The 20461-nt window shown below is 61.9% G+C and carries 18 protein-coding genes; 12 read left to right on the top strand and 6 right to left on the bottom strand.

Annotation, left to right across the window (positions count from 1 at the left end):
• Positions 1-110: 110 nt before the first annotated feature.
• The 6 genes from NEZ08_RS10775 to NEZ08_RS10750 all read left to right on the top strand — a co-directional run bounded on the left by NEZ08_RS10775 (position 111) and on the right by NEZ08_RS10750 (position 7830).
• Complete coding sequence (locus tag NEZ08_RS10775; RefSeq protein WP_298106670.1) at positions 111-449, top strand: P-II family nitrogen regulator; 339 nt, start codon at positions 111-113, stop codon at positions 447-449.
• Positions 450-489: 40 nt separating this feature from the next.
• Positions 490-1935, top strand: a complete 1446-nt coding sequence (locus NEZ08_RS10770) for an ammonium transporter (RefSeq protein ID WP_298106668.1) — start codon at positions 490-492, stop codon at positions 1933-1935.
• 275 nt (positions 1936-2210) lie between these two features.
• Positions 2211-3425 (top strand): aminotransferase class I/II-fold pyridoxal phosphate-dependent enzyme, encoded by a 1215-nt coding sequence (locus NEZ08_RS10765; protein ID WP_298106667.1) that lies wholly within the window; start codon positions 2211-2213, stop codon positions 3423-3425.
• A gap of 4 nt (positions 3426-3429) precedes the next feature.
• Entirely contained in the window at positions 3430-5877 is a 2448-nt protein-coding gene (locus NEZ08_RS10760; RefSeq protein WP_298106665.1) for a DNA translocase FtsK, read from the top strand.
• A gap of 210 nt (positions 5878-6087) precedes the next feature.
• Positions 6088-6846 carry an outer membrane lipoprotein carrier protein LolA gene (locus NEZ08_RS10755; protein ID WP_298106731.1) on the top strand — a complete coding sequence of 253 codons (759 nt, stop codon included), beginning with the start codon at positions 6088-6090 and terminating at the stop codon, positions 6844-6846.
• Between the two features lie 168 nt (positions 6847-7014).
• Positions 7015-7830: an exodeoxyribonuclease III gene (locus NEZ08_RS10750; RefSeq protein WP_298106663.1), complete on the top strand. Its 816-nt coding sequence runs from the start codon at positions 7015-7017 to the stop codon at positions 7828-7830.
• Positions 7831-7835: 5 nt separating this feature from the next.
• On the opposite strand, the gene NEZ08_RS10745 is transcribed toward NEZ08_RS10750, so the two are convergent.
• Positions 7836-8276 (bottom strand): cyclic nucleotide-binding domain-containing protein, encoded by a 441-nt coding sequence (locus NEZ08_RS10745; protein ID WP_298106662.1) that lies wholly within the window; start codon positions 8274-8276, stop codon positions 7836-7838.
• 193 nt (positions 8277-8469) lie between these two features.
• Positions 8470-9156 (bottom strand): response regulator transcription factor, encoded by a 687-nt coding sequence (locus tag NEZ08_RS10740; protein ID WP_298106660.1) that lies wholly within the window; start codon positions 9154-9156, stop codon positions 8470-8472.
• A 226-nt stretch (positions 9157-9382) separates the two neighbouring features.
• On the opposite strand from NEZ08_RS10740, the gene NEZ08_RS10735 reads away from it, so the two are divergent.
• Both NEZ08_RS10735 and NEZ08_RS10730 read left to right on the top strand, forming a co-directional pair.
• On the top strand, positions 9383-9952 hold the full coding sequence (locus NEZ08_RS10735) for a L,D-transpeptidase family protein (RefSeq protein ID WP_298106658.1): 570 nt from the start codon (positions 9383-9385) through the stop codon (positions 9950-9952).
• Between the two features lie 13 nt (positions 9953-9965).
• On the top strand, positions 9966-10751 hold the full coding sequence (locus tag NEZ08_RS10730; RefSeq protein ID WP_298106656.1) for a hydratase: 786 nt from the start codon (positions 9966-9968) through the stop codon (positions 10749-10751).
• Between the two features lie 170 nt (positions 10752-10921).
• Here NEZ08_RS10730 and NEZ08_RS10725 read toward each other — a convergent pair whose 3' ends face one another.
• Positions 10922-11614 carry a YggS family pyridoxal phosphate-dependent enzyme gene (locus tag NEZ08_RS10725; RefSeq protein WP_298106654.1) on the bottom strand — a complete coding sequence of 231 codons (693 nt, stop codon included), beginning with the start codon at positions 11612-11614 and terminating at the stop codon, positions 10922-10924.
• Positions 11615-11720: 106 nt separating this feature from the next.
• On the opposite strand from NEZ08_RS10725, the gene NEZ08_RS10720 reads away from it, so the two are divergent.
• The 4 genes from NEZ08_RS10720 (at position 11721) to holA (ending at position 17822) form a co-directional block, all read left to right on the top strand.
• The gene (locus NEZ08_RS10720; RefSeq protein WP_298106652.1) at positions 11721-13418 is read left to right on the top strand and encodes a diguanylate cyclase; all 1698 of its coding nucleotides are present in this window, start codon (positions 11721-11723) and stop codon (positions 13416-13418) included.
• 132 nt (positions 13419-13550) lie between these two features.
• Entirely contained in the window at positions 13551-16175 is a 2625-nt protein-coding gene (leuS, locus tag NEZ08_RS10715) for a leucine--tRNA ligase (RefSeq protein WP_298106650.1), read from the top strand.
• Positions 16162-16707 (top strand): LPS assembly lipoprotein LptE, encoded by a 546-nt coding sequence (lptE, locus tag NEZ08_RS10710; protein ID WP_298106648.1) that lies wholly within the window; start codon positions 16162-16164, stop codon positions 16705-16707. Before leuS ends, lptE begins: the two co-directional genes overlap by 14 nt.
• A gap of 86 nt (positions 16708-16793) precedes the next feature.
• Entirely contained in the window at positions 16794-17822 is a 1029-nt protein-coding gene (gene holA, locus NEZ08_RS10705) for a DNA polymerase III subunit delta (RefSeq protein WP_298106646.1), read from the top strand.
• Between the two features lie 6 nt (positions 17823-17828).
• On the opposite strand, the gene NEZ08_RS10700 is transcribed toward holA, so the two are convergent.
• The 3 genes from NEZ08_RS10700 to rsmG all read right to left on the bottom strand — a co-directional run bounded on the left by NEZ08_RS10700 (position 17829) and on the right by rsmG (position 20432).
• Positions 17829-18707: a ParB/RepB/Spo0J family partition protein gene (locus tag NEZ08_RS10700; RefSeq protein WP_298106644.1), complete on the bottom strand. Its 879-nt coding sequence runs from the start codon at positions 18705-18707 to the stop codon at positions 17829-17831.
• 157 nt (positions 18708-18864) lie between these two features.
• Complete coding sequence (locus NEZ08_RS10695; RefSeq protein WP_298106643.1) at positions 18865-19716, bottom strand: ParA family protein; 852 nt, start codon at positions 19714-19716, stop codon at positions 18865-18867.
• Positions 19713-20432: a 16S rRNA (guanine(527)-N(7))-methyltransferase RsmG gene (gene rsmG, locus NEZ08_RS10690; RefSeq protein ID WP_298106641.1), complete on the bottom strand. Its 720-nt coding sequence runs from the start codon at positions 20430-20432 to the stop codon at positions 19713-19715. The genes NEZ08_RS10695 and rsmG overlap by 4 nt, the downstream gene beginning before the upstream one ends.
• Between the last annotated feature and the right edge of the window lie 29 nt (positions 20433-20461).

Raw genomic sequence — 20461 nt, 5'->3', positions numbered from 1 at the left:
ATTCTTCCGCCAGCGGCTGTGCCCGCGCTGTGACCTTCCTTCAAGCGCGGTGAACCCAGTCGAGATTGCCCGGCTGCTTCCCGGCCGGGTCCAAGCGGGGATCAAGACCGATGAAAATCGTTATGGCGATCATCAAGCCGTTCAAGCTCGAAGAAGTTCGCGATGCTCTCACCGCCATCGGTGTTCACGGCCTGACCGTCACCGAAGTCAAGGGATACGGCCGGCAGAAGGGCCACACCGAGATCTATCGCGGTGCCGAATATGCGGTGAGCTTCCTGCCCAAGATCAAGATCGAAGTCGCGATCCCCACCGGTCAGGTGGAGAAGACCATCGAGGCCATCACGTCCGCGGCCAAAACCGGTCAGATCGGCGACGGCAAGATTTTCGTTATCAATCTTGAAAACGCAGTCCGGATCCGGACGGGCGAGGCAGACGCCGCCGCGCTCTGATCCCGCGCGCTCAACCTTTTCCAATCAGGAGTAAAACGAAATGACGTTCAAGCGTCCCTATTGCGCGGGATTGACGGCCCTCGCCGTCGGCGTATTCGCCGCCACCGCCGCTTATGCGGAACCGACGGTCAACAAGGGCGACAACGCCTGGATGCTGACTTCGACAGTGCTGGTGCTGTTGATGACGATACCGGGGTTGGCGCTGTTTTACGGCGGTCTGGTCCGGTCGAAGAACATGCTCTCGATCCTGATGCAGGTGTTCTACGCGGTGTGCGTCGTCGTCGTCATCTGGGCGTTTTACGGTTACAGCCTCGCCTTCACTGGCGGCTCCGATTTCATCGGCGGTTTCTCGAAAGCTTTCCTGGCCGGCGTCACGGCGGATTCCAAGGCGGCCACTTTCAGCGTGGACGCCAATATCTCCGAACTCGTTTACGTCTGCTTCCAGATGACCTTCGCGGCGATCACGCCCGCGCTCATCGTCGGAGCTTTCGCCGAACGCATGAAGTTTTCGGCGATTGCCCTGTTCATTCCGCTGTGGGTGACGGTGATCTATTTCCCGATCGCGCACATGGTCTGGTACTGGGCCGGCCCGGACGCGATCTCGGATGCGGTCAAGGCTGTTGCCGCGGCCGGCAGCGATGCGGCGGCAAAGGCTGCAGCGGAAGCCAAGCTCGCAGCCGTCAATGCCGACGCCGGCTGGATCTTCAAGAAGGGCGCTATCGATTTTGCGGGCGGAACCGTCGTGCATATCAACGCAGGCATCGCCGGCCTCGTCGGCGCGCTGATCGTCGGCAAGCGCGTCGGCTACGGCAAGGATCTGATGGCCCCCCACTCGCTGACGATGTCGATGATCGGCGCCTCGCTGCTCTGGGTCGGCTGGTTCGGCTTCAATGCCGGATCGAACCTCGAAGCCAACGGTGGCGCCGCGCTTGCCATGACCAACTCCTTCGTCGCGACCGCCGCGGCCGCTCTGTCATGGATGTTCGCCGAGTGGGCGACCAAAGGCCATCCTTCCGTGCTCGGCGTCATCTCCGGCGCGGTCGCCGGCCTCGTCGCGGTGACGCCTGCGGCCGGCTATGCCGGCCCCATGGGAGCCATTGTGCTTGGTCTCGTGGTCGGCGTGGTCTGCCTCTTCTTCGTCACCACCGTGAAGAATGCGCTCGGCTACGACGACTCGCTTGACGTGTTCGGAGTGCATTGCGTCGGCGGCATCATCGGCGCGCTCGGAACCGGCATCCTGGTCAACCCGGCGCTCGGCGGCACCGGAATCATGGACTACACCACCGGCAAGATCGCCGACTATGAGTTCGGCTCGCAGATGGTCTCCCAGATCTGGGGCGTCTGCACCACGCTGGTCTGGTCCGGCGTCGGCTCAGCTGTTCTCTACAAGATCGTAGACGTGATCGTCGGGCTGCGTGCCAACATCGAAAGCGAGCGTGAGGGCCTCGATCTCACCGACCACACCGAGCGCGCCTATAACATGTGAGTTCTCCCGAGGGCATTTTTCCAAGAGGAATGCCCAGAACTACGGTTTGAGCACATACCCGGCAATGCTCCGACCGTTGAGGGGCTTCAGCGCAAGCTGAGGCCCCTTTTTTCTTTCCGTTCAGGCAGGCTCCCGGAGTCCGAGCGAGCCGATTTCGGGCGCCGGGACCGATGGTTAATCGCGCCTTAACCTCGCCGTATCTATGGTGATCTGGACTATTCCCCGCCGGTCTGCAAACCCGATCGGCGATGTCAAAGAGTGCTGGCGCGACACGTATGGCTACGACCGCATCATCCCGCGCGCCCGAGCGCAGTGGAAACACTGAAGGGGAGCGCTCGCCCTTTCTGCGGGTCGCCGAACTATTGGCGCCCTATCAGCCGGGCAAGCCATTGATACCGCTGTCTTTGGGCGAACCGCAGCACCCTGTCCCGGGCTTCGTGGCCCCGGTGCTGGCGGAGCACATTGCCGACTTCGGCCGTTATCCGATTGCCAAAGGCATCGACCCCTTCCGGCGCGCTGCTTCTGGCTGGCTTTCCCGGCGTTTCAAGCTGCCGCGCGCGATCGATCCCGAGAGTGAACTTCTGGTGCTCAGCGGTAGCCGTGAAGGACTCTTTTTGGCGGCCCTCGCCGCCGTCCGCTTTGTCGGCGAGCGCAAGGGCAGGCCCGCCATCCTCATGCCCAATCCGTTCTACCCGGCCTATGGCGCCGGCACGCGCGCCGCCGGCTGCGAGCCGGTCTACCTGCCGGCCACCGTTGCCAACGGCTTCCTGCCCGACCTCGACACGCTTGACGAGGCGACGCTGGCGCGGACGGTGGCGATGTACATCGCCTCGCCCGCTAACCCGCAAGGCTCGGTTGCCTCGCGAGACTATTTCGTGCGCCTGAAGAAACTTGCCGAGCGCTACGGCTTCCTGATTTTCAGCGACGAATGCTATTCGGAAATCTACACGGAGGAAGCACCGGGCAGCATGCTCGAATGTGCCGGCGACGATTTTGCCAATGTGGTGGCGTTTCAATCGTTGTCGAAGCGCTCGAACCTTCCCGGCATGCGCCTTGGCTTTGCGGCCGGTGACAAGCGGTTTCTGAGCGCGTTTCACGAGTTGCGCAACGTCGCGGCGCCCCAGGTGCCGGTGCCGATTCAGCATGTCGCGGTCGCAGCCTACAATGACGAAACGCATGTCGAGGAAAACCGTAGGCTGTATCGGATCAAGTTCGATCTGGCGGATCAGATTCTCGGGGCCAGATATGGCTATCGCCGTCCTGCGGGCGGTTTCTGCGTCTGGCTCGACGTATCAGCCAAAGGCGGCGACGAGGAAGCGACCGTCAAGCTCTACAGAGATGCCGGCGTCCGGGTGATCCCCGGAAGCTATCTCGCGCGGCAGCAGCCGGACGGCAGCAATCCCGGCGCTGGCTATATCCGCCTCGCGCTGGTCGCGGACAGTGAAATCACGGCCGAGGCGCTGCATCGGCTGGTTCAGACTCTGGGCTGACAGCATGCCGGCAATCGAACGCGTCATTCCCCTGGTGAACCAACTGCCGGCCGCAATTCGCGAGGCGCTGGTCCGCCGCTTGCGCGAACTCGCCGGTCTCGGTTTGATCACACTCGCCGCCGGCGCGGCTGCGGCCCTGATGACCTGGTCGGTGCAGGATCCGAGCCTCAGCCATGCCACATCACGCCCGATCCACAACGTCGCCGGGTATATTGGTGCGATCGGCGCCGACTTGCTGATGCAGATTCTCGGGCTCGGCGGAATCATGCTGATCCTGCCGGTTGCGGTGTGGGGCTGGCGGATGCTGACGCATCGCGCCTTCGACCGCGAGGCCCTGCGGCTCGGCTGCTGGATCCTGTGCGCCTGGCTCGCCGCCGGATTTGCCAGCTGCTGGCCGCATGGCGGCCGGTGGCCTCTGCCGACCGGGCTTGGCGGCGTCGCCGGCGACGCGCTGGTGCGCGCGCCTGCGGTTGTGTTTGGGCCGCCCGGTTTCCTTTACTATTTGGGTCTTGGAATGGTGCTCGGCGCGGCGATGGCTGCGACTTTCATCGTCGCAAGCGGCATCGGCTCCCATCCTGCGGAAGAAAATTCGGCGCCAGTCGACGAGGAGGAAGACCAGCTTGTTGACGACGAAGACCGCGGCTCGATCTCGCTCGGTTGGGCCGTACACGCCTTGATGAGCCTGCGGGCCAGATTGTCATGGCTTCTGGTCGCCGCCTACCGCTGGCTGGTCTCGAGCGCAGCCGCCCCGCGTGCGCCCTCGTTCGACCGCCAGGAGCCGAACCTCGGTGCACGTGCCGCCCCCTCCCTCGCTCCGCAGGACGATGAGGGGGACGAGGAGGAAGAAGAGGAGGTGGACGAGGAGGAAGAGGAAGAGCCCGCCGCGCGTGCCCCGCGCAAGAAGCCCGCGCCGAAATCAGCGCCGAAGAAGTCCGATAAATGGGATTTTCCGGCGATGTCCATGCTCGCAGCGCCCAAGGCCGCCGATCGCCAGCCGCTCTCCAAGGCTGAGTTGGAAGCCAATTCGCGTCGGCTCGAAAGCGTGCTGCAGGATTTCGGCGTGCGCGGCGAAATCGTCAAGGCCAATCCGGGCCCGGTCGTTACGCTCTACGAACTCGAGCCGGCGCCCGGCATCAAGTCTTCGCGCGTGATCGGGCTGGCCGACGATATCGCCCGCTCGATGAGCGCGCTCTCGGCGCGCGTCGCCGTCGTGCCCGGCCGCAATGCCATCGGTATCGAATTGCCGAACGCACATCGCGAGAAGGTCTACCTGCGCGAATTGCTGACTGCGAAGGAATCCAACGAGTCGGTCGCCAAACTGCCGCTCTGCCTCGGCAAGACCATCGGCGGCGATCCCGTCATCATCGATCTGGCCCGCACGCCGCATATGCTGATCGCGGGCACCACCGGTTCGGGCAAGTCGGTCGCTATCAACACCATGATTCTAAGCCTCGTCTATCGGCTCCGGCCGGACCAGTGCCGCCTGATCATGGTCGACCCCAAGATGCTCGAACTCTCCGTCTATGACGGCATTCCGCATCTTTTGACGCCGGTCGTCACCGATCCCAAGAAGGCCGTCGTCGCGCTGAAATGGGCCGTGCGCGAGATGGAGGAACGCTACAAGCGAATGGCCAAGCTCGGGGTGCGCAACATCGACGGTTATAATGCACGCCTGGTCGAAGCGAGGAACAAGGGCGAGGAACTCACACGCACGGTGCATACCGGTTTCGACAAGGAGACCGGCAAGGCGATCTACGAGGAAGAGAAACTCGACCTCGACCCCTTGCCTTACATCGTGATCATCGTCGACGAAATGGCCGACCTGATGATGGTCGCCGGCAAGGACATCGAAGGCGCCGTGCAACGCCTCGCGCAGATGGCACGCGCGGCTGGCCTGCACGTGATCCTTGCAACGCAGCGTCCGTCGGTCGACGTCATCACCGGCACGATCAAGGCGAACTTTCCGACCCGCGTCGCATTCCAGGTCACGTCGAAAATCGACAGCCGCACCATTTTGGGTGAAATGGGCGCCGAGCAACTGCTCGGCCAGGGTGACATGCTCTACATGGCCGGCGGCGGGCGTATCAGCCGCGTGCACGGCCCGTTCGCGTCGGACGAAGAGGTCGAGAAGGTGGTGCGTCACCTCAAGACGCAGGGCTCGCCGGAATACCTCGAGGCGGTCACGGCCGAAGAACCCTCGGAAGAGGACGGCGCTGTGTTCGATTCCACCGGGATGGGCAGCGACGGCGGCGGCGATCTGTTCGCCCAAGCGGTCGCCATCGTCAAACGCGACCGCAAGGCCTCAACCAGTTATATTCAGCGTCGGCTGCAAATTGGCTACAATCGTGCGGCATCCCTGATGGAGCGGATGGAACTCGAGGGCATCGTCGGGCAGGCCAACCATGCCGGAAAGCGCGAGATTCTCGTTCCGGAAGAAGAAGGCGGCTTTTGACCGCCATCGCGCGGCCCTCAGATCCCCAGCAACTACGGGCTTGTTTTCACGGAAAAGCGATATCGCCCCGATGCGAAGCAGGATAAAAGGGCGACCAACCGGCGGGACGACGCGTTGATCGAAAATCAGAAAATTCGGATGGCCAGGCGATTGCCGCTTTACCTCAGGCGCATGGCGCTCGCAGTCGCTTTGGCGTTTCTGACGGCTCCCCTGTTTGTCGACATCGTCTCGACCTCGGCAATTGCCCAGGCGCCAATTCCGCCGCAGAGCATTCCAATGCCCAAGGCCGCGCCAAAAAATCGCGACGGTGCATCGGATACGCAGAAGGGGCCTATGACGACGGGCGCAATGCAGCAGCCGCCCACTCCCTTTATTCCCGATCCGCATCGCAATTTGCCGTTGAGTATTTTTGCGACCTTCGACGACAAGCAAAAGGCGCAAGCGGCCAAGATCAGCAACTATCTGTCATCGCTGCAGACGCTGGTCGGAAACTTCGTCCAGGTCGGACCCGACGGCTCCAAGAGCAAGGGTCAGTTCTTCATCCAGAAGCCCGGCAAGGTGCGCTTCGAATATGACCCGCCGAACCCGACCGCGATCGTGGCGGATGGATCGATGGTGGCAGTACGCGACCGCAATCTCGACACCCAGGATCTCTATCCGCTGTCGCAAACGCCGCTGCGTTATCTGCTGTCGGACCGTATTGACCTGATGAAAGATACCAACGTCGTCAGCGTGACTGCTGACGACATGTACGTCAGCGTCACGATCGAAGAACACCAATTGCTTACAGGTACCAGCCGCTTGATGCTGATGGTCGGCGCCAAGGACGGCCAACTCAAGCAGTGGACTGTGACCGACCCGCAAGGCTACGACACCACGGTTGCCGTCTATAACCTGGATACGTCGAAGAAAGTCGATCCCGGCATGTTCAAAATCGACACCGCGGAAAAGACCTTTCCACCGGGCTAACTCCCTCGTGGGGTGCCTTTGACATTCACCACCAACCAGCCGCGGGCTCAGTGAGGGAGACCGGATTGTGTTGAGCAATCCGCCAATCCAGGCCGGAAACTGAAATTGATCCTTGATTGCAGGGGACAGACATGCGTCTTCTCTCAACGCATCTATCTCCCGGCTCACATGCATCTTTCTCTGACAACCTGGAATATCAATTCGGTGCGGCTGCGCATCGACCTCGTCGCCAAATTCATCAAGTCGGTGCGGCCCGATGTGCTGTGCCTTCAGGAAACCAAGTGCATCGACGACGCCTTTCCGCTCAAGCGGTTCAGGCGCCTCGGCTACGAGCACATCGCCCTGAATGGGCAGAAGGGCTATCATGGCGTCGCCGTCATCTCGCGCCTGCCGTTCGAGAAAACGGACATCCGCACCTTCTGCGACAAGGTCGATTCCCGTCATATCTCGGTCGAGTTCGGCGAACGCGCGCAGTTCTCCAAACCGCTGGTGCTGCATAACTTCTACGTGCCCGCCGGCGGTGACATTCCGGACCCTGCGGTCAATCCGAAGTTCGACCACAAGCTTCGCTTCCTTGATGAAATGAAATCCTGCGAGCCGCTGCATCCGCGCGGCGACGATCACCATATCCTCGTAGGCGACCTCAACGTCGCGCCGCACGAGAACGATGTCTGGTCACATAAACAGCTTTTGAAAGTCGTCTCGCATACGCCGATCGAATGCGAGAAGCTTTTGGCCGCTCAAAAGCAGGGTGAGTGGGTCGACGTTGCCCGCGAGCGCATACCGTTTTCCGAGAAGGTCTACACATGGTGGAGCTACCGCGCCGCGGACTGGACGGTTGGCGATCGCGGCCGCAGGCTCGACCACATCTGGGTCTCACCCGCGCTGAAAGATCGCGTCAGTGACTTCCGCATTGGGCGGGACGCACGCGGCTGGGAGCGGCCGTCCGATCACGTCCCTGTAACGGTTACGCTCGATGTTTGACGCGTTTATGTGCTGAGCTTGGCGCCCGCGACCAGAATGTCGCTTGCGATCTGGCTTGTACGGCGGGCAAATTCGTCGCGCAGTCGGCGCGCTGCCTCAGGATCGCTTTCCAGCACACGCTGAAACAAGCTGCGGGCGACCCGAATGACCGAGGAATCTTCCAGCGCGATCGCCGTCGAGGGCCGCCGCATCGCATTGATCAGCGCGAGCTCGCCAATCAGGGCGCCAGGACCTGCCACCACCGAGGCAGCACCTTCCTCGACGCGGAAGGCGCCGCGCTGAACGACAAAACCGGCATCCGCTTCATCGCCGGCGCGAAAGAGCACGGAATCGCGCGCAAACCCACGCTGTTCGGAGCCGATAGCGAGCATACGCAAGGCGGTTGTCCCCAACACACGAAGGGTCGGGACCCGCTCCAACAGGGCAACATCATCCTCGATCGACATGAAAGGCCAGTTGCGAAGAATCTAATGTCTCGATTTCGAAGTCCGTATCGAGCGCAGCGCCCACTTTACGAACTTCGGAGTGATAGGACACTAGCAAACCTAAATATCCAGTGTCGCGTCATATGTCGCATGGCGAGTTCGCGGCATCAATAATGCGGACTTTTGAACCGCCACAGCAGGAAGCTGGACCGGATCACGGGACCAGCTTGTAGCCACCGGCCTCGGTCACCAGGATCTCGGGATTGGCGGCGTCTTTTTCGATCTTCTGGCGCAGGCGATAGATGTGCGTCTCCAGGGTATGCGTGGTGACACCGGAGTTGTAACCCCAGACTTCCTGCAACAGGGTTTCGCGTGAGACTGGAGCCTGGCCGGCACGATAGAGAAAGCGGAGAATTGCTGTCTCCTTTTCCGTCAGCCGCACTTTCTTGGCGTTGGCGCCTGTCAGCATCTTGGAGCCGGGCCGGAAGCTATAGGGACCGACCGAAAACACGGCGTCTTCGCTGGCCTCGTGCTGGCGGAGCTGCGCTCTGATCCGCGCCAACAGCACCGCGAAACGGAAAGGCTTGGCGACATAGTCGTTGGCACCGGACTCAAGCCCCAGAATTGTATCCGAGTCGGTATCATGGCCCGTCAGCATGATGATCGGCGCCTTGAACCCGCCCTTGCGCAGGGAGCGCACGACCTCACGGCCATCGGTATCGGGCAGTCCAACGTCCATCAGCACCAGATCGGGGGCATCGGTCTTGGCTGCGGTTGCGCCTTTGGCACCGGTGTCGACGGCGGAAGCCTCGAATTCGTCGTGCAGAGAAAGTTGCTCCACCAGCGTATCGCGCAGATCGGTGTCGTCATCTACGATCAGGATCTTGCGGGCATTGGCCATGGGTAGAATCCTTTGGGGGCAGGGCGGCGGCCTGACGGAAGGGTCACGCCGCGTCTAGGGATCAAAAAGGGGGTCTTCAGGACTTTCGTCATGAACTATGTGGCTGTTACGAATTCACAAGCCAAAGCCCAATCTAACCCAGGATTCGGGCCCACAAGATGAATGTCCTGTAATGCAGCGGCATCGAATAGCCGCAGGACAGCCGATCAAACGACCATCCACGCTCATGGATATCCCTATACTTGCAGAGACTTACTCGAAAATGGCGCCGGACCGGCCGCTCGGAACGATCCGTATCCATGCAGCAGCCGGGAACCCGTGCCGCGGCTGGCTCATCGCCGGGCGGCAGGTTAGTCCCGTAGCCTTGGGGCGCGGTGGAATCATGGCCAACAAGCGCGAGGGCGACGGCGGAACCCCAAAGGGGACATTCCGGCCGCGGCGGCTGTGGTGGCGTGCCGACCGCCACCGGAGGCCATCAACCCATCTACCCGTTCGAGCTATCCGCCCCAGCGACGCCTGGTGCGAGGATCCCGCAAGCCGCCACTACAATCGGCCGCTGAAAATCGCACCTGGCGGCGACGGCGACCGGCTCACGCGCGATGACCACCTCTACGATTTCATCGTCGAGATCGATCACAACGCACGGCCGAGAACTGCCGGCCGTGGCAGCGCGGTGTTTCTCCATCTGGCGCGACCCGACTTTTCGCCGACGGCAGGCTGCATTTCCATGACAAAATCGGCCATGCTGCACCTCTTGCGGCAGATTGGCCCGGATACGAGGATCATCATTAAGTAGGTCGGAGGGACGCATGCTCGACCACGACAAGATAGCAGCTGCGGCAAAGACGCTGAGCGATCACTGGCGCGACGGCACCAAGCTGGAGCGTCTCGACGCTTCGATCCGCCCCCAGAACCGCGCCGAGGGCTACGCCGTTCAGGCCGAGCTCGCCAAGCATTCGAGCGGCAGGCTGTTCGGTTGGAAGATTGCGGCGACCAGCGAGGCCGGACAGAAACACATCAATGTCAGCGGGCCGCTGGCGGGACGCATCTTCACCGACAAGGTCATTGCCGACGGCGGCACGGCGTCGATGTCGGGAAACGAGATGCGAGTGGGCGAAGCCGAATTCGCGTTCCGCTTTTCGCGGGACCTGCCGCCACGGCTCAATCCGTACTCGGTGCAGGAAGTGCTCGGCGCCGTTGGCGCGCTGCATCCGGCGATCGAAATCCCGGATTCGCGCTTTGCCGACTTTGTCAGCGCCGGCGAAGCCCAACTGATTGCCGACAATGCCTGCGCCCATCTTTTTGTGCTGGGCGATGCGACAACAGCCGACTGGCGCGCCCGCGATCTCATCGAAGAGCGGCCGATCGTGACGCTGCGCGGCGCGAAACATATCGGCCACGGCAAGAATGTCCTCGGCGATCCCCGCCTGGCACTTGCCTGGTGCGTCAACGAATTGCGCGGTCTCGGCATCACCTTGCGGGAAGGGGAGTTGGTCACGACCGGCACCTGCTGCACGCCGTTGCCGATCCAGGCCGGCGACGTGTTCGCCGCCGACTTCGGCCTGCTCGGCAAGGTGTCGGTGGCATTTGTTTAGCGGTCACTTTCCGGAATTCACCCGCCATCTCGGCGCAGCTATCGCGAACTCCGGAAGTCCCGGGCACCAGCAAACTCCGCCAGCAACTCCACATTTCTGGTGCGCTTATCCATTTGAAGTTCCTCGACCGAGTTTGCTGCTGGCGCCGCAAGAACTTCAAATGGTCGGCTCTATCCGCGGTGGCCGAAAATGGCTGAACCCACGCGGATGTGGGTCGCGCCCATCTGGATCGCAACGGCAAAATCCGCGCTCATCCCCATCGACAGATTCTTTAAGCCGTTGCGCGCCGCGATCTTGGCGGTCAGCGCAAAGTGCGGCGCTGGCGCCTTGTTGACCGGCGGAATGCACATCAAGCCCGAGATCGGCAGGCCATATTCGTCGCGGCAGCTTGCGATGAAGCTGTCCGCCTCACTGGGCGCGACCCCGGCCTTTTGCGGCTCCTCTCCGGTGTTGAGCTGAACAAACAATTGCGGCCGGCGCGCCTGGCTGCGGAATTCCTTCGCAAGCGCCTCGCACAGGCTTGGACGATCGACGGAGTGAATGGCGTCGAATAGCGCCACCGCTTCCTTCGTCTTGTTGGATTGCAAGGGACCGATCAGATGCAGGGAGATGCCGGGGTGGACCGACATTAAGGCCGGCCATTTCGCTTTGGCTTCCTGAACGCGGTTTTCGCCGAACACGCGCTGGCCTGAGGCGATCACCGGCTCGATCGCCTCGGCGCCGAATGTCTTGGACACCGCAATCAATGTCACCGAGGCACGATCCCGCCGCGCCTCCATGCATGCCCGCGCGACGGCTTCTTCGACCACGGCAAGGCCGTTTGGTAAATGTCCGGTTAGCGATGAGGCATTCTCGGAGACCATGGATGTTGCCTGCAAGGGAAGTTGGAGTTCGTTCGATTTTTATATAATCCGAGCAGGGCTTCTTGAACCCTCTCCTGTATGGTGCGGCTCGGGGTTGGGAACCAGCATGTCAAGCTTTGGCTTCAAGCGCAAAACCATCGAGCTTCGCAAGCTGTTCGGCATCCGCGCCCGGCTCGCTCTTTTGGCGCTGATCCTGGTTGCGCCATTAATGCTGGAACGTGCCCACTCGCTCGAAGAGGCGCGCAACAAGCAGATTGCGCAGGCCTATTCCGAATTTTCGCGCATCGCTCAGCAAAGCGCCGACACCGAACGGGAAGCCATTTCGTCGGTCGAAACCGTGCTGAAGTCGACCGCCCATATCCAGGCTTTAAAAAAAGCCTCCGACCCGGGCTGTGACACCTTGTCGGCCAGTCTTCCGGTCAGCCTGCCGTGGATCCGCAACCTGACGATCGTGAGCAGCGACGGCCGCATCAAATGCGCAACCCTCGACACCCTGATTGGTCTCGATCTCAGCGACCGCGACTATTTCCAGCGGACGCGGCAGGCGCACGATCTCATTTTCAGCGATTTCCTGCTCTCCAAATACGACAACGAGCCGGTCGTGGTGGCCGCTTACCCGGTCTCGGCGATCAATCCGGAATCGGATCTCTTCATCGTCGCCAGCATCAATCTCGAGTGGATGTCAAAGGTCATCAACGATCTCAGCGATCGTCGCGGCATCATGGCCTTCCTGCTCGATAGCGCGGGCACCGTAATGGCCGCTCCGGCAGATCTTACGCGTCTGGTCGGCCGTCCCCTCAATAGCGTGCCGGCGCTGGCCACCGCGGCGGCGAGAGCGATCAATCCGGAGCAGCGGTCCGGGACGTTTTCATTCCCCGCTCCGGATGGTGCGAAGCTGACCTTGAGCTTTTCGAGCATTCCCGGCACGGCATCGCGCCTGATCCTCATTGTCGACGAAGCCAGGGTGGCCGCCGGAATCAACCAGGAGATTCGCAACGCCTATATACAGCTCGGACTGGTCTGCCTCATCGTGCTGTTGGGCGCGCTGATCGCGGCGGAAACGCTCATCATCAAACCGATCCACAAGCTGGTCGCAGTCGCGCGGCGCGTCGGAGACGGCGAATGGTCGGTGCGCGCCTCCGACAGCCGCTTGCCGGCCGAATTCGCGCCGCTCGCCCGCGCGTTCGACCGGATGGCAAGCCAGCTTTCCGAGCGGGAACGCGAGCTGATCGCTTCCAACGACCACCTCGCCGTGATGGCCTCGATCGACATGCTGTCGGGCCTGGCCAATCGCCGTGGGTTCCAGAGCCGACTCGAATTCGAATGGGCGAAGGCCCAGCAGTGCCACTGCGAACTTTCGCTGCTGATGATCGACGTCGATCACTTCAAACTGTTCAACGACACCTATGGCCATCCCGAGGGCGACGCCTGCCTCTCCAAGATCGGCGAGACGCTGAGCCAGGTCGCGCTCGAGGCCGCGGGCTTTGCCGCCCGCTACGGCGGGGAGGAATTCTGCCTGCTGTTGCCGGATACCCATAGCAGTCGTGCGATCGAGATTGGCGAGATGGTACGGGCAACGGTGCAGGACCTCGCCATTTTGCATGCAACTTCGGCGTATCAGGCCGTCACGGTGAGCGTCGGCGTCGCCAGCCTCAGGCCAAACCCGGCGCTCAACCCGAACGACCTCCTGGAAGCCGCCGACGCCAGCCTCTATGTCGCCAAGCGCCAGGGGCGCAACCGGGTCGCCGAGCATGGGCTCGCACGGGCTGGCGAGAACCGCGGCGCAGTTGCGCTGGCGGGCTAGCCGCCCACGCCACGATCGAACAGCCTGATTGTAATCGATCCCGCCGCGCCCCGTTGACCGGAAAGCCGCTTTTGTGGCCTAGTCGCGCGACTTTCAAGAACCGCCCGAATCCAGCAAAAGCCGCGCGATTTCATGAGTTCCGAACGCTACAACGCCCGTGAATCCGAGCCCTATTGGCAGCGCCAATGGGACGAAAAGGCGATTTTTGCTGCCAAGAACGACGATCCGCGGCCGAAATACTATGTGCTCGAGATGTTCCCCTACCCGTCCGGGCGCATCCATATCGGGCACGTCAGGAACTATACGCTGGGCGACGTGCTGGCGCGGTTCATGCGCGCCAAGGGCTTCAACGTGCTGCATCCGATGGGTTGGGACGCGTTCGGGCTTCCAGCTGAAAATGCCGCGATCGAACGCAAGGTGGCGCCGAAGGCGTGGACCTACGACAATATCGCCGCCATGAAGAAGCAGCTGCGCTCAATCGGCCTGTCGCTCGACTGGAGCCGCGAGTTCGCGACCTGCGATCCCAGCTACTACAAACACCAGCAGAAGATGTTCAACGACTTCCTGCGTGCGGGCCTCGCCGAACGCGAGAAGCGCAAGGTCAACTGGGACCCGGTGGACATGACGGTGCTCGCCAACGAGCAAGTGATCGACGGCCGCGGCTGGCGCTCGGGCGCGATCGTTGAACAGCGCGAGATGAACCAGTGGGTCTTCAAGATCACGAAGTACTCGCAGGAGCTTTTGGATGCGCTCGACACGCTCGACCGCTGGCCCGACAAGGTGCGGCTGATGCAACGCAACTGGATCGGGCGCAGCGAGGGGCTCCTGATCCGTTTCGCGCTTGACGCGGCGACGACGCCCGCCGGCGAGAGCGAGCTGAAGATTTTCACGACGCGTCCCGATACCCTGTTCGGCGCCAAATTCATGGCGATTTCGGCAGACCATCCGCTGGCGCAGGCAGCTGCTGCGAGAAATCCCAAGCTCGCTGAGTTCATCGCCGAGATCAAACGCACCGGCACCGCGCAGGAAATCATCGATACCGCCGAAAAACAGGGCTTTGACACCGGCATTCGCGCGATTCATCCGTTCGATCCGAACTGGAGGCTGCCGGTCTACGTCGCCAATTTCGTGCTGATGGAATACGGCACCGGCGCCATCTTCGGCTGCCCCGCGCACGACCAGCGCGACCTCGATTTCGTCAACAAGTACCAGCTCGGCAACACGCCGGTGGTTTGCCCCGAGGGTCAGGACCCGAAGACCTTCGTGATCACGGACACCGCCTACGACGGCGACGGCCGCATGATCAATTCGCGCTTCCTCGATGGGCTATCGATCGATCAGGCCAAGGAAGAAGTGGCCAGGAGGTTGGAGGCGGAGCTTCGCGACAATTCGCCAGTAGCCGAGCGTCAGGTCAATTTCCGCCTGCGCGACTGGGGGATATCGCGACAGCGCTACTGGGGCTGTCCGATTCCCGTCATCCACTGCCCGAAATGCGACGTCGTTCCGGTGCCCGACAAGGACTTGCCGGTCGCGCTTCCTGAAGATGTCACTTTCGACAAACCCGGCAACGCGCTCGATCATCACCCGACCTGGAAGCACGTTACTTGCCCGCAATGCGGGGCCAAGGCCCAGCGCGAGACCGATACCATGGACACCTTTGTCGATTCGTCCTGGTACTTCGCGCGCTTCACCGATCCCTGGAACGAGAAGACGCCGACGACGCCTGCGGTCGCCAACCGCCTGATGCCGGTCGATCAATATATCGGCGGCGTCGAGCACGCGATCCTGCACCTGCTCTATAGCCGCTTCTTCACCCGCGCGATGAAGGCGACGGGCCACATCGACATGGCTGAACCGTTCGCCGGCATGTTCACCCAGGGCATGGTGGTTCACGAGACTTATCAGAAGGCCGACGGCAGCTATGTCACGCCGGCCGAAGTGAAGGTCGATAGCGCAGGCCCTGATCGACGTGCGACGCTGCTGTCGACCGGCGAAGCGGTTTCAATCGGCGCAATCGAGAAGATGTCTAAGTCGAAGAAGAACACGGTCGACCCGGACGACATCATCGCAACCTACGGCGCCGACGTAGCGCGCTGGTTCATGTTGTCGGATTCGCCCCCCGACCGCGACGTCATCTGGAGCGACGAGCGTGTGCAGGGCGCCTCTCGTTTCGTGCAGCGGCTGTGGCGCCTCGTTCATGAATCCGCCGAGGTCGCCAAGGCCGCGCCTGCGACAAGGCCGGCGGCATTCGGGACTGACGCGACTGCCCTGCGGAAGGCGGCGCATGGCGCCCTCGACAAGGTTTCGACCGGCATCGAACGGCTGCATTTCAATGTCTGCCTTGCCCATATCCGCGAATTTTCCAACGCGCTGGCCGACATCCTGGCACGCCCCGGACAGCCCTCGCCTGACCTGAGCTGGGCGGTAAAGGAAGCCGCCCTCATCCTGGTTCAGCTGTTCGCACCCATGATGCCTCACCTGGCCGAGGCGTGTTGGCGCGTACTCGACCAGCCGGGTCTGGTTTCAGAGGCAAATTGGCCCCAAATCGAACGAGATTTGCTGGTCGAAGAGACAGTAACATTGGTTGTCCAGGTCAACGGCAAGAAGCGGGGCGAGGTAACCGTGGCCCGCACGGCCCAAAACGCGGAAATTGAGGCTGCCGTTTTAGCCCTTGATGCGGTAAGACAATCCTTAGGGGACAAACCCGTGCGCAAAGTGATCGTCGTTCCCATGAGGATCGTGAATGTCGTTGGCTAGGATTGCCGCTCGGCTCCTCGTCGTGGCTTTATTGGCGGCGCTGACGGCGGGCTGCTTTCAGCCGATGTATGCCGAGCATGCGGATGGGACGCCAGCTCTGCGCGAAAAGCTGATGGGGGTCGATCTCCCGCCGCTGAACGTTCCTAATTCATCGCGGATAGCCCGACTTGGGGTCGAGGTCCGCAATGCTCTGGCATTCAAGCTGTACGGCAACGCCACCGGAACGAGCCCAACCCATCGGTTGGACATCAGGCTCCAGACCTCCGACTCGACGCTGATGACCGACCCGAACACGGGACTGCCGACCAGTGAGACTTACGGCATCAACGCCCAATTCAACCTTATCGACATCGCCACCAACAAATCGGTGATGACCGGAACCACCTTCTCGCGCGTCTCCTACGACATCCCTGGCAGTTATCAGCGGTTTGCCCGTGCCCGCGCCCTTCACGACGCCGAGGATCGCGCCTCTCAGGAAATCGCCGAACGCATCAAGACGAGACTCGCCTCCTTTTTCTTCGCAGGCACCTGAGAGATCGTAGCTTTTGAGGCGAGAGCCGTCTTGGCTCGCCTCAATCCGGGTTCACCTATTCTGATATCCCAGCTGTTAGTCTCACCATGGTCGCGCTCCGCGGAAAAGAAGTCGATGCCTACCTGGCCCGGCCGGACCCGGCACGTCCCATCGTCCTGCTCTACGGTCCAGACGCCGGTCTTGTGCGCGAGCGCGCCGAGGGCTTGCTGGCATCGGCGGTCGACGACCCCGCTGATCCCTTCTCGCTGGTGAGACTCGACGGCGACGAGCTTTCAGCCGAGCCGTCGCGGCTGGTCGATGAAGCCCTGACGATTCCGTTGTTCGGTGGACGCCGCGCCATCCGTGTCAGGGCCGGCTCGCGGAGTTTTGCCAGCGGCATCGACGCGCTGGCGGAAACGCCGTTGAAAGATTGCCGCATCGTGATCGAAGCCGGCGAATTGCGTCCCGAATCGCCGCTACGCAAAGCCTGCGAGCGCGCCAAAACGGCGGTCGCCATCGCCTGCTATGCCGACACCGAGCGCGACCTGGCGAAATTGATCGACGATGAGCTGAAACTCTCGAACCTGCGCCTCGCTTCCGACGCCCGTGCAATGCTGATGGGTTTGCTCGGCGGCGACCGTCAGGCCTCGCGCAACGAACTGCGCAAGCTCGCGCTATACGCGCATGGCAAGGGTGAGGTGACACTTGATGACGTGATGGCGGTCGTTGCCGATGCTTCCGAGCTGAAAATCGACCCGATTGTCGATGGCGCCTTTGCCGGAAATGCTGCCGCTGTCGAGACTGAATTCGCCAAGGCCATGGTCGCCGGCACCTATCCCGGTGTGATCATCTCCGCCGCCCAGCGCCAGGCGGCATGGCTGCACAAGTCGGCGATTGCGATCGCGGAAGGCGCGCCAGTTTCGTCTGTGCTCGACGGCGGATTCCCGCGGCTGCATTTTTCACGGAAGGCCAACGTCGAGACTGCGCTGCGCAATTTTGATGTGCCGCGGCTGACGGCCATCATCGATCAACTGGCTGCCGCAGCACTCGAAATGCGGAAGCAGGCGGCGCTGGCCGCCGTGATCGCGCAGCGCGCGCTGCTTTCGATTGCGGTCAACGCAAGGCGACGCGGGTGATTCCGCTTACGGTTTCGAACTCAACCGCTTGACGACCTCGTCGAGCTGGTCGAGGTCGCGGTAGCGAATGTGAACGATGCCGCCGGCATCGTGATGATCAATGCTGACGGACAGGCCAAGCGCGTCACTGACGGTTTTTTCCAACGAGACCGTGTTGGGGTCCTTGGTCTTGGTGCCCCTCGCCTTTTGCGGCTTGCGCTCCGGCACACCTTCGGTATGCGCCAGCGCCTCGGCTTGGCGCACATTGAGGCCTTCTTCGACGATGCGCTTGGCCGCGGCGATCGGATCCGGCACGCCGATAAGCGCACGGGCATGGCCGGCTGAGAGCTGACCCAGCGCGATATAAGCCTGGACCTCGGCCGGCAGTTTTGTCAGCCGCATCATGTTGGCGATGTGGCTGCGGCTCTTGCCGACGATTTTCGCGATGTCTTCCTGGCTGCGCTTGAATTCGTTGGCGAGCGCATGATAGCCCTGCGCCTCCTCCATCGCATTCAGATCTTCGCGCTGCACGTTCTCGACGATTGCGATCTCGAGCGCGTCCGAATCGCTGACGTCGACAGGCACGATCGGAACTTCATGCAGACCTGCAGCCTGCGAGGCGCGCCAGCGGCGCTCGCCGGCGATGATCTCGAAGCGATCCTGTGCGCCGCGCACCGGCCGGACCACGATCGGCTGAATCACGCCGTGCTGTTTGATCGAGTCGGCAAGTTCCTTCAGCTCGCCATCGGGAAATTCGCGGCGCGGATTGCGCGGATTGGGTTTGAGGAATTCAATCGGCACCTTGCGCTGCGCACGAGGCCGCTCGACATGTCCGGCTTCTCCGCCCACATCCCCGATCAGGCTTGCAAGACCGCGCCCCAGTCGCGAACGAGCTTCGTCCGCCATCGCCAGCTCCCTTGGATTCAACTCAACCACTCCCATTGCCATCACATCGGGCGCAGGACCTGCCGACCCGAAAACTCCAACCCCACCCTCGGCTCATCAGCCCGGTACTTCGGACTGATCGTCGGCGCGCATCATCCGGAACGACGGGATGCCCGGCTCAATGCGTGCGCAGCTCGCGCTCACGCTGAATGACCTCTGTTGCGAGCTTCAGGTATGCGTCGCTGCCGACGCATTTGAGGTCGTAAACCAGCACCGGCTTGCCGTAGGACGGCGCCTCGGAGATGCGCACGTTGCGCGGGATCATGGTGTTGTAGACCTTGCTGCCCATGAACTGCCGGACATCGGCAACGACCTGGTTCGACAGGTTGTTGCGCGAGTCGAACATCGTCAGCACGATGCCATGGATCGAAAGATTCGGATTGAGCGTCGAACGCACCTGCTCGACGGTTTGCAGCAGTTGCGACAAACCTTCGAGCGCGAAGAACTCGCACTGGAGCGGCACCAGGATCGCATCCGAAGCGGCCATCGCGTTGACGGTGAGAAGGTTGAGCGATGGTGGGCAGTCGATCAGTACGTAGGTGTAGTCCGCGTCCGGTAACACGTTGTGATTGAGGGCTGAGATCGCATCGCGCAGCCGAAACGCCCGGCCTTGGGTATGGCCGAGCTCAAGCTCGAGGCCCGACAGATCCATGGTCGACGGCGCGATGTGCAGGCGCGGCACCGCAGTCGGCACCACCGATTCGCGCAAGGCGGCTTCACCGACCAGGACGTCATAGGTCGAGCAACTGCGATTGCGGCGGTCGATTCCGAGCCCGGTCGAAGCATTCCCCTGCGGATCGAGATCGACGATCAGCACCCGCTCGCCGATTGCTGCGAGCGCCGTTCCCAGATTGATTGCGGTGGTGGTCTTGCCGACGCCGCCTTTCTGATTGGCCAGCGACAGGATGCGCGGATGACCAGGTCGGAGTTCCGAGCTATCTTCTTCAAATTCCTGATCTATTTCGTTCATCGCGGGATGCCATCGTCGCTGTGGGACAGGTTGCGGCGCTCGATCCGATCGAGTTCGACGATCCAGCCTTGTCCGCCGGTTAGGCTGGAATGGAGACGAGGTTCAATTTTCCAATATTTGGTGGCTTCGGTCAATTCTGCTTCTATATCTTGGCCCTTCAAGAACAGGGCTTTCGCACCCTTTTTGATCAAGGGTTCTGCAAGGCCCAGCAATTGATGTAGCGGAGCAACCGCGCGCGCGGTGACGCAATCGATCGGACCGGTGAGCCTATCCACAGTATCCTTGACATCCCCAAGGTGGATGACCGCGGCTGCGCCAGTCACCCGCGCGGCTTCGCGCAAAAAGCTGGCTTTCTTGCCGTTACGCTCGATCAGGTGAACCACTGCACCGGGCTTGTCGGCGAGGGCGCAGGCGAGCACGAGGCCAGGAAAGCCGCCGCCGCTGCCAAAGTCGACCCAAACCTTGGCGACGGGAGCGAATGCTAGGAGCTGCAACGAATCAGACACGTGCCGGCTCCACAGCGTCCCTAGCGTTGTGGGCGAGACGAGATTGGTTTTCGCCTGCCAGGTTTGGAGGAGGCTGATATAGCGGTCCAACCGCGCCTCTGTTTCACGTGAAACAGGCGTCAGCACCAACGCTCGTGCGCGGTCGGCAGCAAGGCGCTGCTCGAGCGGGCTTTCAGTTGAACGGCTGGAATATGTATTGGCGCTGCCCATGGCGAATCGTCTTGTTTCACGTGAAACAC

The sequence above is a fragment of the Bradyrhizobium sp. genome (genome assembly GCF_027451485.1).
Taxonomy (GTDB): Bacteria; Pseudomonadota; Alphaproteobacteria; order Rhizobiales; family Xanthobacteraceae; genus Bradyrhizobium.
Note: the sequence above shows the minus strand (reverse complement) of the source record. Positions and strands in the feature narration are given on the sequence as shown.

Excerpts from the sequence above, each read along its gene's own strand:
- NEZ08_RS10775 (WP_298106670.1), top strand. The coding sequence starts at position 111 with ATGAAAATCGTTATGGCGATCATCAAGCCGTTCAAGCTCGAAGAAGTT.
- NEZ08_RS10770 (WP_298106668.1), top strand. The coding sequence starts at position 490 with ATGACGTTCAAGCGTCCCTATTGCGCGGGATTGACGGCCCTCGCCGTC.
- NEZ08_RS10765 (WP_298106667.1), top strand. The coding sequence starts at position 2,211 with ATGGCTACGACCGCATCATCCCGCGCGCCCGAGCGCAGTGGAAACACT.
- NEZ08_RS10760 (WP_298106665.1), top strand. The coding sequence starts at position 3,430 with ATGCCGGCAATCGAACGCGTCATTCCCCTGGTGAACCAACTGCCGGCC.
- NEZ08_RS10750 (WP_298106663.1), top strand. The coding sequence starts at position 7,015 with ATGCATCTTTCTCTGACAACCTGGAATATCAATTCGGTGCGGCTGCGC.
- NEZ08_RS10745 (WP_298106662.1), bottom strand. The coding sequence starts at position 8,276 with ATGTCGATCGAGGATGATGTTGCCCTGTTGGAGCGGGTCCCGACCCTT.
- NEZ08_RS10740 (WP_298106660.1), bottom strand. The coding sequence starts at position 9,156 with ATGGCCAATGCCCGCAAGATCCTGATCGTAGATGACGACACCGATCTG.
- NEZ08_RS10735 (WP_298106658.1), top strand. The coding sequence starts at position 9,383 with ATGGATATCCCTATACTTGCAGAGACTTACTCGAAAATGGCGCCGGAC.
- NEZ08_RS10730 (WP_298106656.1), top strand. The coding sequence starts at position 9,966 with ATGCTCGACCACGACAAGATAGCAGCTGCGGCAAAGACGCTGAGCGAT.
- NEZ08_RS10725 (WP_298106654.1), bottom strand. The coding sequence starts at position 11,614 with ATGGTCTCCGAGAATGCCTCATCGCTAACCGGACATTTACCAAACGGC.
- NEZ08_RS10720 (WP_298106652.1), top strand. The coding sequence starts at position 11,721 with ATGTCAAGCTTTGGCTTCAAGCGCAAAACCATCGAGCTTCGCAAGCTG.
- leuS (WP_298106650.1), top strand. The coding sequence starts at position 13,551 with ATGAGTTCCGAACGCTACAACGCCCGTGAATCCGAGCCCTATTGGCAG.
- lptE (WP_298106648.1), top strand. The coding sequence starts at position 16,162 with ATGTCGTTGGCTAGGATTGCCGCTCGGCTCCTCGTCGTGGCTTTATTG.
- holA (WP_298106646.1), top strand. The coding sequence starts at position 16,794 with ATGGTCGCGCTCCGCGGAAAAGAAGTCGATGCCTACCTGGCCCGGCCG.
- NEZ08_RS10700 (WP_298106644.1), bottom strand. The coding sequence starts at position 18,707 with ATGGCGGACGAAGCTCGTTCGCGACTGGGGCGCGGTCTTGCAAGCCTG.
- NEZ08_RS10695 (WP_298106643.1), bottom strand. The coding sequence starts at position 19,716 with ATGAACGAAATAGATCAGGAATTTGAAGAAGATAGCTCGGAACTCCGA.
- rsmG (WP_298106641.1), bottom strand. The coding sequence starts at position 20,432 with ATGGGCAGCGCCAATACATATTCCAGCCGTTCAACTGAAAGCCCGCTC.